Source organism: Luteimonas sp. J29, assembly GCF_000472505.1.
Classification (GTDB): Bacteria; Pseudomonadota; Gammaproteobacteria; order Xanthomonadales; family Xanthomonadaceae; genus Luteimonas.
The window spans coordinates 1-18,108 of sequence record NZ_AWZR01000002.1; the positions used below are offsets into that span (position 1 = coordinate 1).

10 protein-coding genes and 1 pseudogene are annotated in these 18,108 nt (G+C 72.2%); 2 read left to right on the forward strand and 9 right to left on the reverse strand.

The window, feature by feature from the left end:
* From LUTJ29_RS15915 to asnB, 4 genes are all read right to left on the reverse strand, one after another.
* Window positions 1-1,895 (reverse strand): ESPR-type extended signal peptide-containing protein (locus LUTJ29_RS15915; RefSeq protein WP_255327194.1); only part of this gene is annotated, 1,895 nt, incomplete at its 3' end.
* A gap of 479 nt (window positions 1,896-2,374) precedes the next feature.
* Window positions 2,375-6,298 (reverse strand): phosphoribosylformylglycinamidine synthase, encoded by a 3,924-nt coding sequence (gene purL, locus LUTJ29_RS0102925; RefSeq protein WP_027071236.1) that lies wholly within the window; start codon window positions 6,296-6,298, stop codon window positions 2,375-2,377.
* Window positions 6,299-6,380: 82 nt separating this feature from the next.
* Window positions 6,381-7,211: a thioredoxin fold domain-containing protein gene (locus LUTJ29_RS0102930; RefSeq protein WP_051322644.1), complete on the reverse strand. Its 831-nt coding sequence runs from the start codon at window positions 7,209-7,211 to the stop codon at window positions 6,381-6,383.
* 126 nt (window positions 7,212-7,337) lie between these two features.
* Window positions 7,338-9,035 (reverse strand): asparagine synthase B, encoded by a 1,698-nt coding sequence (gene asnB, locus LUTJ29_RS0102935; protein WP_027071238.1) that lies wholly within the window; start codon window positions 9,033-9,035, stop codon window positions 7,338-7,340.
* 325 nt (window positions 9,036-9,360) lie between these two features.
* On the opposite strand from asnB, the gene LUTJ29_RS0102945 reads away from it, so the two are divergent.
* Window positions 9,361-11,019, forward strand: coding sequence for an AarF/UbiB family protein (locus LUTJ29_RS0102945; RefSeq protein ID WP_051322645.1), 1,659 nt, complete (start codon window positions 9,361-9,363; stop codon window positions 11,017-11,019).
* A 27-nt stretch (window positions 11,020-11,046) separates the two neighbouring features.
* Here the strand turns inward: LUTJ29_RS0102945 and dapE are convergent, their stop codons facing one another.
* The 5 genes and pseudogenes from dapE to map form a co-directional block, all read right to left on the reverse strand.
* Window positions 11,047-12,183, reverse strand: coding sequence for a succinyl-diaminopimelate desuccinylase (dapE, locus tag LUTJ29_RS0102950; protein ID WP_043740294.1), 1,137 nt, complete (start codon window positions 12,181-12,183; stop codon window positions 11,047-11,049).
* Between the two features lie 25 nt (window positions 12,184-12,208).
* A complete protein-coding gene (locus LUTJ29_RS0102955; protein WP_027071241.1) occupies window positions 12,209-12,562 on the reverse strand; it encodes an arsenate reductase in 354 nt (117 codons plus the stop codon).
* 117 nt (window positions 12,563-12,679) lie between these two features.
* Window positions 12,680-13,486 (reverse strand): annotated as a pseudogene (gene dapD, locus LUTJ29_RS0102960) (2,3,4,5-tetrahydropyridine-2,6-dicarboxylate N-succinyltransferase); the annotation flags it as partial.
* A 32-nt stretch (window positions 13,487-13,518) separates the two neighbouring features.
* Window positions 13,519-16,131 (reverse strand): [protein-PII] uridylyltransferase, encoded by a 2,613-nt coding sequence (glnD, locus tag LUTJ29_RS0102965; protein WP_051322647.1) that lies wholly within the window; start codon window positions 16,129-16,131, stop codon window positions 13,519-13,521.
* Between the two features lie 2 nt (window positions 16,132-16,133).
* Window positions 16,134-16,910, reverse strand: coding sequence for a type I methionyl aminopeptidase (gene map / locus LUTJ29_RS0102970; protein WP_027071244.1), 777 nt, complete (start codon window positions 16,908-16,910; stop codon window positions 16,134-16,136).
* A gap of 344 nt (window positions 16,911-17,254) precedes the next feature.
* Here map and rpsB point away from each other — a divergent pair, with 344 nt between their 5' ends.
* On the forward strand, window positions 17,255-18,064 hold the full coding sequence (rpsB, locus tag LUTJ29_RS0102975; protein ID WP_027071245.1) for a 30S ribosomal protein S2: 810 nt from the start codon (window positions 17,255-17,257) through the stop codon (window positions 18,062-18,064).
* Window positions 18,065-18,108 lie beyond the last annotated feature (44 nt).

Below are 18,108 nucleotides of genomic sequence, written 5' to 3' on the forward strand. Positions count from 1 at the left end.
CTCCCGCCCACCGCCGTCGCGCTGTCGGCCGTCGCCGTCGCGTTGAAGCCCGACGCGGTCGCGTACTGGCCGTCGGCGTACGCGCCGCTGCCGTAGGCCGACGCGCCCTGGCCGAACGCGTTCGCCGCCTCGCCCGACGCGGTCGCATACGCGCCTTCGGCGTACGCACCGATGTCGTCGCCCGGATCCTCGTCGTCGCCGGTCGCCTGGAAGTAGCGGTTGCTCGCCGTGGCGTCTTCCAGCTGCGCCAGGTTCACCGCGTCCGTCGCCTCGGTGCCCGCGGCCACGTTGGTGATCTGGCGTTCGGCGCCCGCGTCGCCTACCGACACCGTGTTGGCGCGGTCGGCGTAGGAGCCCTGACCCAGGGCCACGCTGCCATCGGCCACCGCGGTCGCATCCGACCCCAGCGCGAGACTGTCCTCGCCCACCGCGGCGCTGAAGTTGCCCAGCGCGGTGCTGTTGTAGCCGCCCGCGTACGCCGCACCGCCCACTGCGGTCGAGTAGTCGCCTGCCGCTTCGGTCGGCAGCAGGCCGAAGAACGCACCGCCCACCGCCACCGCGTTCTCGCCGCTGGCGATGGCGTACTCGCCCACGGCCACCGAGTCGTAACCGCCGGCGAACGCACCGAAGCCCACTGCCGTCGCGCCCTCCAACAGGGCCTCGGCGCCGTAGCCGAGCGCGCTCGTGCCGAAGCCGCTGGCAAGGCTGTAGCCGCCGTACGCGGCGGAGCCATTGCCTTCGGCGCTCGAGCGGAAACCCGTGGCCGTGGCCTGGACGCCAGACGCGTTGGCCTCGCTGCCCAGCGCGGTGGCATACGGCGCGACGGCCTGCGCACCGGCGCCGAACGCGGCGGTGCCGTCGCCCTCCGCGACCGCACCGGCGCCCGCGGCGATCGCGCCCTCGCCATCGACGCTGGCGTCGTCGCTGCCGTCGTCGGCGCCGTTGGCCTTGAAGTAGCGGTCGGTGTGCTCGGCGACCTCCGCGACCTCGTCCACCGTACCGGCGAGGTCCTGCACGTCGCCGGCCAGCCCTTCCACGGTACCGGCGAGTTCACCCACGGAATCGGCCACGGCGTTGACCTGGCCGACCGTGGCCGCGTCGCTGGCCGCGATGCCGTCGCTGACGTTGACGATCCGGCGCGTGGCCGGGCCGATGGTGCCGGCGCCGCCGCCGTTGCCGACCGAGAACACGCCGGCCTCGGTGGCGCGCGCGCCGTAACCCAGCGCCACGCTGCCGGTCGCGGCGGGGGCGACGTAGGCGTTGAAGCCCATCGCCACCGCGCCTTCCGAATGCGCCTGCGCGCCCTGCCCGACCGCGGTGCTGCGCAGGCCGAGCGCCTGGGTGGAGCTGCCGAGCGCGGTCGAAGCGGTGCCCGACGCCAGCGCGTTGGAGCCGGCGGCAGTCGCGTTGCCCTGCAGCGCCCGGGCGTTGTTGCCCACCGCGGTGGAACTGGTGTGGGTGGCGCTCGCGGCATTGCCGATCGCGGTGGAACCGGCGCCACTGGCGACGGCACCGTCGCCGCAGGCCAGCGCGGCGGTGCCCGTGGCCGACGCGGTGCCGCACGGATTCACTGCCTCCGCCGGCCCCTTCGGCCCCTGCGGATCGGGCTTGCCGTTGCCGGGCTCGTGCGCATGCGGCGGCGGACCCTTCGGATCCGGCTTGTCGTTGCCGTTGCCGGGTCCGTGCGCATGCGGCGGCGGGCCCGACTGCGGTCCGCCTTTCCCCGCACCCGGACCCTGGGCCAGCGCCCCTGCCGACACGGTCAGCGCGGTGGCCATCACGACCGCCTGCAGCAGGCGCGCCCCCTTGCCCTTGCCCCTGGCACGGACGTGCTCGGAGGCCACGGCCACCTGGCCGGTCGACTGGTTCCAGATCCGGGTGTAGATGCGGTTCATCGAAAAGCTCCCTCTTGACGTGAAGTGCGGAATCCGACGGCAACGGCGACCGCGCGACCGCGCTGCGGCCGCCCGGAACTGTCTGGTTGTGCAGGGGGGAGAAGTGGGCGCCTTGGAAAACGCCGGGAACGCCCGTCGAAGGGGCGGCCATTCCCTGGCGGAACCGGTAGCGCTTCCTGACGCTCCTCTGAACACTTTCGACTGTGACGGATACTCGCCGCGATTGACAAATTACGTCAAGTACCTTGGCAAGAACGGGGCACTTTCTGACCAATGAGAGCAACATTTGACCCTGTTATCAGCGGGTTGCAGGCGCAACCGCGATGGAGTTCGCAGGTCAGGACTGAAAGCGGTTGATCCGGCGCACGGTGGAGCCCGTGCGGCTGCCGCGCGCGCGCACGAATCCCGGCGACAGTCGCGCCGGGACGCAGGATCTTTGCAATGCGTGGGGTGAGGCGTAGGGGCGCCGCCGGCCCCGGTCAGCCCACGAAGGCGCGGGCGTTGCGGAACATGCGCATCCAGGGCGATTCGTCCGGCCATCCGGCCGGTGCCCAGCTGAAGTTGACGCTGCGCAGGGTGCGCTCGGGATGCGGCATCAGGATCGTGACCCGGCCGTCGGCGCTGGTGACGCCGGCGATCGCGTCGGTCGAGCCGTTGGGGTTGGCCGGATAGCGCGTCGCCTCCGACCCGTCGCCGCGCACGTAGCGCAACGCGACCTGCACCCGGCCGCGGTCGCCGTCGTCATCGAAGGCCGCGCGGCCCTCGCCGTGCGCGACCACCACCGGGATCCGCGACCCGGCCATGCCGGCGAGCAGCAGCGACGGCGACGCGGGCACCTCGAGCATGCCCAGGCGGCCTTCGAACTGCTCGCTGCGGTTGCGCAGGAAGCGCGGCCAGTGGCCCGCGCCGGGGATGATGTCGCGCAGCTGCGACAGCATCTGGCAGCCGTTGCAGACGCCGAGCGTGAACGTGCCGCTGCGCCCGAAGAACGCGGCGAACTGGTCCCGAAGATCGGCGTGTTCCAGGATCGAGGTGGCCCAGCCACGCCCCGCGCCGAGCACGTCGCCATAGCTGAAGCCGCCGCACGCCACCAGGCCGGCGAAGCCGTCCAGCCGCGCGCGCCCCGCGATCAGGTCGCTCATGTGCACGTCCACCGCGGCGAAGCCGGCGCGGTCGAATCCGAACGCCATCTCCACCTGGCTGTTGACGCCCTGCTCGCGCAGGATCGCGACCTTCGGCCTGGCGCCGGTGGCGATGTACGGCGCGGCGACGTCGTCGGCCGGGTCGAACGCGAGCACCGGCGCCAGCGGCGGTGCGTCGAACGCGCGCGCGGCGTCGCGCTCCTCGTCGGCGCATTCGGGGTTGTCGCGCAGGCGCTGCATCGCGTGGGTCACCGACCACCACGCGTCGAACAGCTCCTCCCAGCGCCATTCGGCGAGCAGCTGCTCTGCGTGCATCACCCGGATGCGGCCCGAACCCGTGGGCCGGGCGATGCGCTGCGCGCACTCGACCAGTCCGTGGCGCGCGACCAGGTCGGCGAAGTCCGCGCGGTCCTCGGCGGCGATCTGCACCACCGCGCCCAGCTCCTCGGAGAACAGCGTGCGCAGCGCGTCCTCGGCGCGGTCCTCGCCCCAGCCGTCGAGGTCGATGTCGAGGCCGCGGTGCGAGCAGAACGCCATCTCGCACAGCGTGGCGAACGTGCCGCCGTCGGAACGGTCGTGGTAGGCGCGCAGCAGGCCGGCCTCGCGCGCGTCGCGCACGAGCTCGAAGAACGCGCGCAGCCGCGCGGGATCGTCGAGGTCGGGACAGGCGCCGCCGAAGGCGTCGTAGCACTGCGCCAGGATCGAACCGCCCAGGCGCTGCTTGCCCGCGCCCAGGCCGATCAGCCACAGCTCGCTCTCGATGCCGTCCTCGAGCAGCGGAGTCAGCTGCGCGCGCACGTCGGGCACCGGCGCGAACGCGGTCACGACCAGCGAGACGGGCGACACCGACTTGTGCTGCGCGCCCGCCGACGGCTCCTGCCACTGCACCTGCATCGACAGCGAGTCCTTGCCCACCGGGATGCTCAGGTCCAGCTCCGGGCACAACTCCATGCCCACCGCGCGCACCGCGTCGAACAGTTTCGCGTCCTCGCCGGGGTGGCCGGCCGCGGCCATCCAGTTCGCCGACAGCTTGACCCGGTCCAGCGATTCCACCGGCGCGGCGCACAGGTTGGTGATCGCCTCGCCCACCGCCATGCGCGCGGCGGCGGCCGAATCGATCAGCGCCAGCGGCGTGCGCTCCCCGATCGCCATCGCCTCGCCGGCGTGGCCGTCGTAGCCCGACAGGGTCAGCGCGCAGTCGGCCACCGGCATCTGCCACGGCCCGACCAGCTGGTCGCGGGCGGTCAGGCCGCCGACCGCGCGGTCGCCGATCGTGACCAGGAACTGCTTGGCGGCGACGGTCGGATGCGCCAGCACCCGCAGGCCCGCCTCGCGCAGGTCGACCACGTTGGTGTTGAGCATGCGCCAGCGCACCGGCGCCGGGCGCACGGTGTCGCGGTGCATCTTCGGCGGCTTGCCGAACAGCACGTCCATCGGCAGGTCGATCGGATGCGGGCCCGCGACCTGCGCCGGCGCCACGCGCGGATCGTGCGCACCCTGCCCCGCACCGGCCAGCGTGCCGTAGCCGACGGTGAGGTGCTGCTCGGAGGTGGCCACGCCGACCACCGCGAACGGGCAGCGCTCGCGCGCGCACAGCGCGGCGAACTCCGCCAGCCGGTCCTGCGGCACGCCGAGCACGTAGCGTTCCTGCGATTCGTTGCACCACAGCTGCATCGGCGAGAGCGACGGGTCGTCGCTGGGCACCCGGTCGAGGTCGATCACGCCGCCGACGTTCGAGTCGTGCAGCAGCTCCGGGATCGCGTTCGACAGGCCGCCCGCACCCACGTCGTGGATCGACAGGATCGGGTTGGCCTCGCCCAGCGCCACGCAGCAGTCGATGACCTCCTGGCAGCGGCGCTCCATCTCCGGGTTCTCGCGCTGGACCGAGGCGAAGTCGAGGTCCTCCGAACTTTCGCCCGAGGCCACCGAGCTCGCCGCGCCGCCGCCCAGGCCGATCAGCATCGCCGGTCCGCCGAGCACCACCACCGCATCGCCCGGACGCAGCGACAGCTTGGCCACCAGCGGCCGGTCGATCGCGCCCAGCCCGCCGGCGAGCATGATCGGCTTGTCGTAGGCGCGCACCGGCTCGCCATCGTGCTGGAGCTCGAAGCTGCGGAAGTAGCCGAGCAGGTTCGGGCGCCCGAACTCGTTGTTGAACGCGGCGCCGCCCAGCGGGCCGTCGAGCATGATCTCGAGCGCAGGCGCCATGCGCGGGTTGAGCGGGCGCGGCGATTCCCAGGGCTGCGGCAGCGTGGGAATGCGCAGGTGCGAGACGCTGAAGCCGGTCAGGCCGGCCTTGGGCTTGCCGCCGCGGCCGGTCGCGCCCTCGTCGCGGATCTCGCCGCCCGCGCCGGTGCTGGCGCCGGAGAACGGGGAGATCGCGGTCGGGTGGTTGTGGGTCTCGACCTTGATGCAGAACGCGCTTTCGGACACCGGCTCGCTGCGGTACTCGCCGCTGGCCGGATCGGGGCGGAAGCGGCTCGCCGGGTAACCCTCGACCACGGCGGCGTTGTCGCTGTAGGCCGACAGCGTGTGCTGCGGCGTGCGCGCGTGGGTGTTGCGGATCATCCGGAACAGCGACAGCGGCTGTTCCTCGCCGTCCACGGTCCACGACGCGTTGAAGATCTTGTGCCGGCAGTGCTCGGAGTTCGCCTGCGCGAACATCATCAGCTCGACGTCCGAGGGCTCGCGGCCCAGCGCGCCGAAGCGCTCGCGCAGGTAGTCGATCTCGTCGTCGGCCAGGGCCAGGCCCAGGCGCGCGTTGGCCTCCTCCAGCCGCGCCAGCGGGATCCGCTCGACCTCGCCGCGCCGCGGCACCGCGAACAGGCCAGCGGCTTCCTCGTGCGAGGCCAGCAGCGACTGGGTCATCGGGTCGTGCAGCAGGCGGGCCAGGGCCTGCGCCGCCTCCGGCGCCTGCGGCCATCCGGCCAGGTCGATCCGGGTGCCGCGCTCGACCCGCCGCACCGGCTGGCCGGCGCCGCGCAGGATGTCGCTGGCCTTGCTCGCCCACGGCGAGATCGTGCCCAGGCGCGGCGAGACGAACCGGGTCACCGTGCCCGGCTGCGCAGGGGCGTGGCCGGAACCGGCCTCGAGCACGCGCTCGAGCACCGCCCGGTCCGGGGACGCCCCGGGCTCGGGCTCGACCCAGTACACGTGCCAGGCGCCGGCGATCCGGACTTCGGGCGAAATCGACTGCAGGCGGAGCTCAAGCCGTTCGCGGCGGAACGGCGACAGGGCCGGAAGGCCCTCGAGGACGATCATGTCCGGAGGTGGCTGGGAGCGGGCCGCCTATTGTAATGGGCTTTGCGCCGCGCCGCCCAAGCGCCGCCCCGCCGGTCGCGCCTCAGCCGCCGGGCGCGGGCGCGGCCCCGGAGACATTCTCGGCCTGCTGCAGCGCCGCCAGCAGGGCGTCGGGCGGCAGGTAGCCCGGCATCTGCAGGCCGTCTTCGGTCACGATCATCGGCGTACCGGTCAGCCCCACGCGCTGGCCGAGCGCATAGTGCCGGGCCACCGGGTTGGCGCAGCGACGGGCAGGCACCGGGCGGTCGTTCTTGGCGTCGGTGAGCGCCTTGCGGCGGTCGGGCGCGCACCAGACCGACTCCATCAGGGCGAAGTCGGGCGTGTCCGGCCCCATCCGCGGGAACGCCAGGTACTCGATCGCGATCCCGCGCCGGTTGTACTCCTCGATCTCCTGGTGGAGCTTGCGGCAGTAGCCGCATTCGACGTCGGTGAACACGGTCACGGTGTAGCGCGGCTGCGGCGGGGAGAACACGATCTTCTCGCTGCGCGGCACCTCGGCCAGCAGCCGGCGCCGGACCGCCGCCACCGCCGTGCGGCTCACCTCGCGCTTGGCCTCCACGTCGTACAGGCTGCCCTGGAGCAGGTAGCGGCCGTCGTCGCTGACGTAGAGCGCCTGGCCCGACACCACCACCTCGCGGAAGCCCTCCAGCGGCGCGGGCGCGATCGAGTCGATCTGGATGTCGGGATTGATCGATTCGATCGCCTGGCGCACCCGGTCCTCCGGCGTGCCGGGCTCGGTGTGGATCTGCTCGAAGGCGGCGGGCGCACCGGCGGCGTCCGCCACCCCGGCGACCGGCGCGTCGGGCGCCTTGGCGCAGGCCGACAGGCTGGCGACGCACAGGACGGAGAGCAGGAGGCTGGACTTGGGCGACATCGGGCGGGCACTTCTCCGGAACAGCCCCGGATTGTCGCACGGGGCGCCGAAATGGCCGCCCGCGGCGCGCCAGCCGCCGCATGCCGTACAGGTGCCGTAAGGCGTGGCGCCTGCGCGCGCGCCGCTTCAGGTGCCCGCCAGCGCCTGGGCGTGGACCCCGGCGACGGCGCGGCCGGAGGGATCGGCCATCTTCGCGAAGCTGGCGTCCCAGGCGATCGCCGCCGGCGAGGAACAGGCGATCGACTTGCCGCCCGGGACCGTCTCCGCCGCGGCCTGGCCGGGGAAGTAGCGCTCGAAGATGGTGCGGTAGAAGTACGCCTCCTTGGTCAGCGGCGGGTTGACCGGGAAGCGCCTGCCGGCGGCGGCCAGCTCGCGATCGGAGACCTGGCTTTCCGCGTGCGCCTTGAGGCCGTCGATCCAGCCGTAGCCGACGCCGTCGCTGAACTGCTCCTTCTGCCGCCACAGGATCTCCGGCGGCAGGTAGCCGTCGAAGGCCTCGCGCAGGATGCCCTTCTCCATCCGCTGCGGGCCGTCGCTGCCCTTGAGCACCATCTTGTACTTCGCGTCCATGCGCATGGCCACGTCGAGGAACTCGCGGTCCAGGAACGGAACGCGCGGCTCCACGCCCCAGGCCATCATCGACTTGTTGGCACGCAGGCAGTCATAGAAGTTGAGCGCGTCGAGCTTGCGCACCAGCTCCTCGTGGAACTCGCGCGCGTTCGGTGCCTTGTGGAAGTACAGGTAACCGCCGAACACCTCGTCGCTGCCTTCGCCCGACAGCACCATCTTCACGCCCATGGCCTTGATCCGGCGTGCGAGCAGGAACATCGGTGTGGAGGCGCGGATGGTGGTGACGTCGTAGGTCTCGATGTGGCGGATCACCTCCGGCAGCGCGTCCAGGCCTTCCTCGAAGGTGTATTCGAAGCCGTGGTGCACCGTGCCCAGCGCCTCGGCGGCAACCTTGGCCGCTGCCAGGTCGGGTGAACCCTCCAGGCCGATAGCGAACGAGTGCAGGCGCGGCCACCAGGCCTCGGTCTGGTCGCCATCCTCGACGCGATGGCGGGCGTAGCGCGCGGCCACCGCCGCGACCAGCGACGAATCCAGGCCGCCGGACAGCAGCACGCCGTAGGGCACGTCGGTCATCAGCTGGCGGTGCACCGCCGCCTCGAACGCCTCGCGCAGTTCCTGCGGCGAGACTTCCACGCCCTCGACCGCGTCGTAGTCGCGCCACGGCCGCTCGTAGTACTTCGCGAGTTCGCCGGTAGCGGTGTCGTACCAGTGGCCAGGCGGGAACTGGGCGACGTCGGCGCACTCCTCCACCAGCGACTTCATCTCCGAGGCCACGCGCAGGCGGCCTTCGCGGTCATGGCCCCAGTACAGCGGCACCACGCCGATCGGATCGCGGGCGATGATGGCCCTGCCCCTGGCCTTGTCCCACAGGGCGAAGGCGAAGATGCCGTTGAGCCTGTTGAGGAACGAGGCCGGCTCGTCCTCGCGGTACAGCGCGTTGATCACCTCGCAGTCCGACGCGGTCTGGAACGCGTACGACTGCCGCAGCTCGTCCTTCAGCAGCTTGTGGTTGTAGATCTCGCCGTTGACCGCCAGCGCCAGCCCGCCGTCCTCCGACAGCAGCGGCTGCGAGCCACCGGCCGGATCGACGATGGCCAGGCGCTCGTGGACCAGGATCGCGCCCGCATCGACGTACACGCCGCTCCAGTCGGGGCCGCGGTGGCGCTGCCGCTGCGACAGGTCCAGCGCCTGCCGGCGCAGCGCGGGGACGTCGTCTCCGGGCTGCAGCCCGAACATGCCGAAGATCGAACACATCGAACACGAACTCCTGGTCAGGTCCGGTGGCCCGGACGCACACGAAAAAGGCCCGCACCTTGCGATGCGGGCCTGCGTTGTCGGCGTTGTAGGGGGTACTACGCCCGGCTGCGGCCCGCGTCGCGCACGCGATTGTTGCCCGCGTTGTTGCGGTTGCCGGCATTCGCGTTGCGGGCGGACTGCATGGCCATGGCGCGACCGTACCGCGGCGAGACCGGGCCGCGCAACAGTTGCAGACACAACCGTCACCGCCCCGCCGGAATACTCGTCCGGGGACCGCCGTGCCGGTCCCGGGCCAACCGGAGACGCCACCTTGAGCGAGACCATGCAACGACTGTCCAGGACTTCCCAGGTGATCGCGATGCTCGCGCGCTACCGCAGCGCCGGCATCCTCACCGGCTTCGACCTCGGCGAGGCGGAGGAAGACCCCATCGACGGCGAGACCGACGAGCTGGCCGAGCGCTTCGTCGCCGACCTCGAGGCGATGGGTCCGGCCTTCGTCAAGCTCGGCCAGGCGCTGTCCACCCGGCCGGACCTGGTCCCGGCCAGCTGGATCACCGCGCTCGAGCGCACCCAGGACGACGCCACGCCGGCGCCGGTCGACGACATCGAGGCGCTGCTGGAGAAGGAGCTGGGCGTGCGCGCCAGCAAGGTGTTCTCCGAGATCGACCCGGAGCCCATGGCCGCCGCGTCGCTGGCCCAGGTGCACCGCGCGGTGCTGCGCGACGGCCGGGTGGTGGCGCTGAAGATCCAGCGCCCGGACGTGGCCTGCGCCTGCCGCGTGGACCTGGACGTGCTGGCGGGCCTCGCCGGCACCGCCGACGCGCTCACCGACGCCGGCCGCCGCATGCGCCTGGCGGACTGGATCGCCGAATTCCGCAAGGCGATGCTCGACGAGCTCGACTACCGGATCGAGGCCGAGAACCTGGACCGCTTCGCACGCCACCTCGCCGGCTACGCGCGGCTGCGCGTGCCGCGCCCGCTGTGGGACTACGTGACGCCCCGGCTGCTGGTGATGGAATGGATCGACGGCATCAACGTCACCAGGATCAGCGGCCTGCGGCGCACCGAGGAGGACACCGCCCCGGCGACCGTGGAGCTGCTGCGCGCCTACCTCGACCAGGTGTTCGTGCACGGCGACATCCACGCCGACCCGCATCCCGGCAACGTGCTGCTGTGCCCGGACGGGCGCATCGCCCTGATCGACCTGGGCATGGTCGCGACCATCCCGCCGCGCCAGCGCGAGCGGCTGCTCAAGCTGGTGTTCGCCGCGGTCGACGGCCGCGGCGAGGACGTGGAGCGCGAACTGGTGGCGCTGGGCACGCGGCTGGAGGACTTCGACGAGTCGGCCTGCGTGCGCGAGGTGTCGCAGGTGGTGGCGCGCTATTCCGGCTCCGCCCGCCCCACGTCCGAAGGCCGGATGGTGCTGGAACTGGTGCGCCGCTCCACCGAATGCGGGCTGCGCACGCCGCCGGAGATCAGCCTGCTGGGCAAGACCCTGCTCAACCTCGAACGCGTCGTCGATGCGCTGGCGCCGGGCGTGGACGTGCGCCGCGAGATCGAATCGCACCTGCAGTCGCTGATGCGCGAGCGCCTGCGCCAGTCGCTCTCGCCGACCAACCTCGCCGCCGAGGCGATGGAGCTGCAGGAGCTGGTGCGCGAAGCGCCGCGCAAGCTGTCCGACGCGCTGTCGCTGGTCGCGGCCAACCGCCTGCAGGTGCGCCTGGCGGGCCTGGACGACTCGCGGCTGATGGAGAACCTGCAGAAGATCGCCAACCGCATCGCCTCGGCGGTGGTGATCGCGGCGCTGCTGCTGTCGTCCACCCAGATCATGCGGCTGGAGGGCGGCCCGCGCCTGCTGGGCTATCCCGCGCTGGCGATGCTGATGTTCCTGGTCGCCGCGGTGCTCGGTCTCATGCTGGTGGTCAGCGCGATGCGCCGCGACCGCCTGGCGCGGCCGGTGGAGCGTTCGGGCACCGAGTAGCCCCCGCCCGCCTTGCGGCGAGGCGCTTCAGTTCAACAGCCGCTCCAGCAGGGCCAGGTACAGGCCGGGCAGCGCCTCCAGGTCGGCCACGCGCACGTGCTCGTCCACCTGGTGGATGCTGGCGTTGACCGGGCCGACCTCGATGCACTGCGCCCCCAGTGGCGCGATGAAGCGCGCGTCCGAGGTGCCGCCGCCGGTGCTCTCCTCCGGCGGGGCGCCGGCGAAGTCCGCCAGCACCTGGCGCGCGGCCTGGCGCAGCGGCCCCTCGGGCGTGTGGAAGGGCTCGCCGCTGCGGTGCCAGTCCAGCGCGTAGTCCAGGCCGTGTCGATCGAGGATCGCGGCGACCTCCGATTCCAGCCGCGGCGCGTCCCAGTGCGGGTTGTAGCGCAGGTTGAACACCACCTGCAGCTCGCCCGGGATGACGTTGTTGGCGCCGGTGCCGGCGTGCACGTTGCTCACCTGCAGGCTGGTCGGCGGAAAGCTCCCGTAGCCCGCGTCCCACGTGCGCGCCGTCAGTTCGGCCAGCGCGGGCGCGGCCTCGTGGACCGGATTGCGCGCCTTGTCCGGATAGGCCACGTGTCCCTGCACCCCGTGCACGGTGAGCGTGCCGGTCAGGCTCCCGCGGCGGCCGACCCGCAGCAGGTCGCCCAGACGCGCGGTCGAGGACGGCTCGCCGGTGATGCACCAGTCGATCCGGGTGCCGCGCGCGCGGAAGGTCTCGGCGACCTTGCGCACGCCGTCGATCGCGTCGCCCTCCTCGTCCGAGGTCAGCAGCAGGGCGACGGTGCCGGGATGGTCGGGATGCGCGGCCACGAAGCGTTCGAGCGCGACCACGAACGCGGCCACGCTGCCCTTCATGTCGGCGGCGCCGCGGCCGTAGAGAATGCCGTCGCGCACGCTCGGCTCGAACGGGTCGCTCGCCCAGGCCTCGCGCGGGCCGGGGGGGACCACGTCGGTATGGCCGAGCAGGACCAGGACCGGGCCGCCGCCGCCGTGCGTGGCCCACAGGTTGTCGACCTCGCCGAAGCGCAGGTGCTCCACGCCGAAACCCGCGCGCGCCAGGCGCGAGGCCACCAGCGCCTGGCAGCCGGCATCGTCCGGCGTCACGGACGGGCGCGAGATCAGCTCGCAGGCCAGCCGCAGAACGTCGCTCCCGTCGCCCATGTCCGCCACTCCCCCGCGCATCCGGTCAGAGGCCGAAACGCTTCTTGAAGCCGTTGTCGGTGAAGCCCTGGCTGAAGCCGCCGTCGTCGGTCACCACCACCGGCCGGCGCACCAGCTGCGGGTACTCGCGCAGCAGCAGCTTCCACTCCGCCTCGCTGCCGGGCGACTTGCGATTGTCCGGGAGCTGGCGCCAGGTGGTCGACGACTTGTTGACCAGCGCGTCGAAGCCGCCGGCCTTGCCCGCCCACCCCACCAGCGTCTCCGGCGACGGCTTCTGCTCGCGGTAGTCGACGAAGGTGTAGGGCACGCCGAAACGGTCGAGCCACTTCATCGCCTTCCTGCAGGTGTCGCAGTTCTTCAGTCCATACAGGGTCGTCATCGCGGATCCATTTCGAAGGTTTGCGCCCCTTGCAGGAGCGGCTTCAGCCGCGACCCGGTCCGTGGCCGGTGCCGGGTCGCCGGTCGCGGCTGAAGCCGCTCCTGCGGGGTCGGGGACTCAGTCGGCCAGGCCACGCAGCAGTTCGTTCACCGAGGTCTTGCTCCGGGTCTTCTCGTCCACCTGCTTGACGATCACCGCGCAGTACAGCGAGTGCGAACCGTCCTTCGCCGGCAGCTGGCCCGACACCACCACGCTGCCCGGCGGCACGTAGCCGTAGCTGATCTCGCCGGTCATGCGGTTGTAGATGCGGGTGGACTGGCCGAGGAACACGCCCATGCCGATCACGCTGTGGTGGCCCACCACGACGCCTTCGACCACCTCGGAGCGGGCGCCGATGAAACAGTGGTCCTCGATGATGGTCGGGCTGGCCTGCAGCGGTTCGAGCACGCCGCCGATGCCGGCGCCGCCGGACAGGTGCACGTGGCGGCCGATCTGGGCGCAGGAGCCGACCGTGGCCCAGGTGTCGACCATGGTGCCCTCGCCCACGTAGGCGCCGATGTTGACGAAGCTCGGCATCAGCACCACGTCGCGGCCGAAGTACGTGCCGCGGCGCGCGACCGCGCCCGGCACCACGCGCACGCCCAGGGCGCGGAACCGCTCGGCGTCGAAGCCGGCGAAGCGGGCCTCGACCTTGTCCCAGAACGGCGCCGGCTGCGCGTCGACCACGGCCATGTCGTTGACGCGGAAGTAGAGCAGCACCGCCTTCTTCAGCCACTCGTTGACCTGCCAACCGCCCTCGGGCTTCGGCTCGGCCACGCGCAGCGCGCCCGACTCCAGGCCGAGCATGGCCTGCTCCACCGCGGGGCGCAGTGCCCGGACCTCGTCCGCCGACAGCGCCGCGCGGCGCTCCCATGCCTGTTCGATCGCCTGCCGGGTGGCGGCCAGTCCCGCTGCGGTCATGCCTGCTGTTCTCCTTCGATGCCATGTTGGAGCGCCTCGCGAAGCGCGGCGCACTGCGATTCGTCCAGGGCCCGGTCCTGCCGGTCGCTGACCAGGAACACGTCCTCGGCGCGCGCGCCGAAGGTGGCGATGCGCGCGTCGTGGACGCGGATGCGCTGCTGGCGCAACACCTGGGCGATGTCGGCGAGCAGCCCCGGCCGGTCGGTGCAGACAAGGCTCATCACCGTGTGCCGGCCGTCCGGGCTGGTGTCGAAATCCACCTGCGGCGCGACCCGGAAGTGGCGCAGGTGGCGCGGCTGCGCGCGCCGCGCAGGGCGCACGTCGAGCGAACCGGCCAGGACCACCGCAAGCTTGCGTTCGATCGCGGCGATGTCCGGCGCCTCGCGCTGGTCGACCGACAGCACCTGGAAGGTGTCGAAGATGGTCTGGCCGGGGCCGTCGAGCGCGCGGGCGCGCTGGATCGCCAGGCCCAGCCGGTCGAGGGTGATCACGATCGCGGCGAACAGCCCGTCGCGGTCGGGCGCGTGCACGAACACCTCAAGCGCATCGCCCGCCCCGGCCACCCGGCGCACTCGCACCACGGTCGCGCCGGGTCCGGCCTGGCGCAGGGCCAGCGCCTGCCACACCAGGTGCTCGGCGCGCGCGCGCAGGAAGCTGGCCTCGGGCATGCGCGCGAACAGTGCGTCGACGTCGTCCACGCCCTCGGCCGCCAGCAGGCCGCGGACCTTGTCGCGGGTCTCGGCGATGCGTTCGGTGGCGCCGATCCGGTGCTCGAGGCCGCGGCGCAGGGCGTAGCGGGTGGCCACGTGCAGTTCGGCCAGCAGCCGGTCCTTCCACGCATTCCACATCTTCGGCGAGGTGCCGGCGATGTCGGCGCAGGTGAGCAGGTACAGGTAGTCCAGACGCTCGCGGTCGGCCACTTCGACCGCGAAGCGGTGGATCACCGCCGGGTCGGAGATGTCCTGCTTCTGGGCGGTCACCGACATCAGCAGGTGCTTGAGCACCAGCCACTCGACCAGCGCGGTATCGGCGGGCCCGAGGCCGTGCGCCTCGCAGAACTCCCGCGCATCGACCGCGCCGAGTTCGGAGTGGTCGCCGCCGCGGCCCTTGGCGATGTCGTGGAAGAGGCCGGCGATCAGCAGCAGCTCCGGCTTGCGCAGCCGCGGCCAGACCTCATGCGCGGTCGAGAAACGCTCGTCCGGGATCCCGGTGGAGAACGAAGCCAGGTTGCGCAGCACCGCCAGCGTGTGCTGGTCGACCGTGTACACGTGGAACAGGTCGAACTGCATCCGGCCCGTCACCTTCGCGAACGCGGGGATCCAGCGCCCGAGCACGCCCAGCCGCGCCATGCGCTCGAGCGTGCGCACCGGCACCGGGCCGCGCAGCAGTGCGAGGAAGCCGTCGCGCAGCTCCTGCGACGCTTCGTCGTAGGCCGGCAGCGCGTGCAGCGACTCGGCCAGCGCGCGCGCGGTGCGCGAGTGCAGGCCCTTGGCCTCGGGGTGGTCGGCCCAGAGCGCGAACAGGTGGAACACCCGGGCCATGTCCGCGCCGGGCCAGAACTCGTCGCGGGCCACCAGGTAGCCGCGCTTCATCGCGAACTCGGCATCGAGCGGCACCGCTTCGGCGTCGCCCTCGATCTGCTCCTCGAACCGCTGCAGCAGGCGCTCGCCGATCCGCAGCACGATCGCGGCGCTGCGGTAGAACTCCTGCATCATCCGCTCGACCCGGTCGTTGTCCGCGTCCTCCACGTGCTGCAGCCGCGCCGCCAGCGCCTTCTGGTAGTCGAAGCGCAGGCGCTCCTCGCGCTTGCGCGCCACCAGGTGCAGGCCGTAGCGCAGCCGCGCCAGGACGCGCCACTCGCGCTCGAGCGCGGAGTATTCGTCGAGGCCGAGGTGGCCAAGCGGGATCAGCGACTCGATGTCGCGGGTGCCGAACACGCGCCGCGCCATCCAGCGCAGGGTCTGGATGTCGCGCAGGCCACCGGGGCCTTCCTTGATGTTCGGCTCGAGGTTGTCGGCGGTGTCGCCGAAGCGCGCGTGGCGCTGGCGCAGCTCCTCGCGCTTGGCGGCGAAGAACTCGCCCGCCGGCCACACCCGCTCCACCGAGATCGCGTCCTCAAGCCGCGCCGCCATCTCCGGCGTCGCGACCAGCGGCCGCGCCTCGATCAGCGAGGTCATCACCGTGAGGTCCTCGGCCGCCGCGCGCGTGCACTCGCCCAGGGTGCGCACCGCGTGGCCGACCGGCAGCCCCGCGTCCCACAGCAGGGCGAACAGGCGCGACAGGGCGGCGGTGTCCGACTCGCCGGCGCCCTCGCCCACCACCACCAGCAGGTCGATGTCCGAACGCGGGTACAGCTCGCCGCGGCCGTAGCCGCCGATCGCGAACAGGGTCAGGTCGGCGCCGGCCGGGATCGTGCGGGCCCAGGCCTGGCGCACCAGGGCGTCGACCGCGATCACGCGCGCCATCAGCAGGCGCTCGATGTCGCCGTCGGCGTCGAAACGCTGGGCGAAGGCGGCGTCCTGGATGCGCAGGCCTTCCGCCGCCGCCGCCGCCCAGGCGGAGTCCCCGTCCGGAAGCGGCGACACGTCGCTGGCGGGGCTCGCTCCCACGGTCAGAGGTCGTTGTCGTCGCCGGGCAGCCGGGTCAGGATCTCGACCCCGTCCTCGGTCACCGCCACCGTGTGCTCCCACTGCGCGGAGAGCTTGCGGTCCTTGGTTACCACGGTCCAGCCGTCGGGCAGCAGGCGGGTGTGGCGCGAGCCTTCGTTGATCATGGGCTCGATGGTGAAGGTCATCCCCGGCCGCAGCACCAGGCCCTCGCCCGGGCGGCCGTAGTGCAGCACCTGCGGGTCCTCGTGGTAGACCTGCCCGATGCCGTGGCCGCAGTACTCGCGCACCACGCTGAACCGCTGCGCTTCGGCGAACTCCTGGATCGCGTGGCCGATGTCGCCCAGGGTCGCGCCCGGGCGCACCACGCGGATGCCGCGGAACAGCGCCTCGCGCGTGGTCTCCACCAGCCGCCGCGCCATCACCGACGGGGTGCCGACGTAGTACATGCGGCTGGTGTCGCCGTGCCAGCCGTCCTTGATGACGGTGACGTCGATGTTGATGATGTCGCCGTCCTTGAGCACCTTCGACTCGCTCGGGATCCCATGGCAGATCACGTTGTTGGCCGAGATGCAGGTGGTGCGCGGGTAGCCCTTGTAGCCGAGGTTGGCCGGCACCGCCTTCTGCACGTTGACGATGTGGTCGTGGCAGATACGGTCCAGTTCCAGGGTGCTGACGCCGGGCTTCACGTGCTCGGCCACGACCTGGAGCACCTCGGCGGCCAGGCGGCCGGCGACGCGCATCTTCTCGATCTGCTCTGGGGTCTTGAGCTGGATGGTCATGCCGGCATTATCGCCGACCCCGGCCTGCCGTGCCGGCGCGGGCGGCGCGCCGTCCCCGTCGCCCGGGCCCCGGTTTGCCCCGGGACCGCCGTCCGGGCTATCATTCGCCGGCTGTGCTCCCGGGTTCCCCGGTAGCCGGCTGCCCACGCCGGGCATCGCATCCGCGAACCAGGCGAATACACACCCGCTGCAGACACCCGTGCCCGGGGTGTCCCCTCCCCGGAGGGGATCTGGCCACGGAGGCGGCGGGGAGGCCCAACCCCGGAACCACGCGCCCGCGCCGCGGGCCGCACCGCCCATTTCCCGATCCGTGGCGGCCGGTTCCCCCTCCAGGAGTCAGATCCATGCCCCAGATCACCATGCGCCAGATGCTGGAAGCCGGCGTGCACTTCGGCCACCAGACGCGCTACTGGAACCCGAAGATGGCCCCGTACATCTTCGGCGCCCGCGGCAAGATCCACATCATCAACCTCGAGAAGACGGTTCCGCTGTTCAACGACGCGATGAACTTCATCTCGGGCATCGCCCAGAAGCGCGGCATCGTACTGTTCGTGGGCACCAAGCGCAGCGCCCGCGAGGCGGTCAAGGAAGAGGCCGAGCGCTGCGGCATGCCGTACATGACCCAGCGCTGGCTGGGCGGCACGCTGACCAACTTCCGCACCGTCAAGCAGTCGGTGGCGCGCCTGAAGGAGCTGGAAGCGGCCGAGACCGACGGCACCTTCGACAAGCTGGTCAAGCACGAAGTGCTGGGCCTGCGCCGCGAGCGCGAGAAGCTGGAAGCCTCGCTGGGCGGCCTGAAGGACCTCAACCGCCTGCCCGACGCGCTGTTCGTGATCGACATCGGCCACGAGGACATCGCGGTCAAGGAAGCCAAGAAGCTCGGCATCCCGGTGGTGGCGGTGGTCGACACCAACTACGACCCCGACCTGGTCGACTACCCGATCCCGGGCAACGACGACGCGATCCGCGCCGTGCAGCTGTACGCCCGCGCGGCCGCCGACGCGGTGCTCGAGGGCAAGGCCGCCGCGCCGAACGCCGCCACCGTGCGCGAGGACGAGTTCGTCGAGGCCGACGCCCAGCCCGCCCGCCGCCCGCGCAAGCCCGCCGCCCAGGAAGGCGCAGCCGCCGCCGACGAGGCCCAGGCCGCCAGCTGACCGGCCGGCCCCGTGGCCGCGCCCGCCCGGCGCGGCCGCCACGG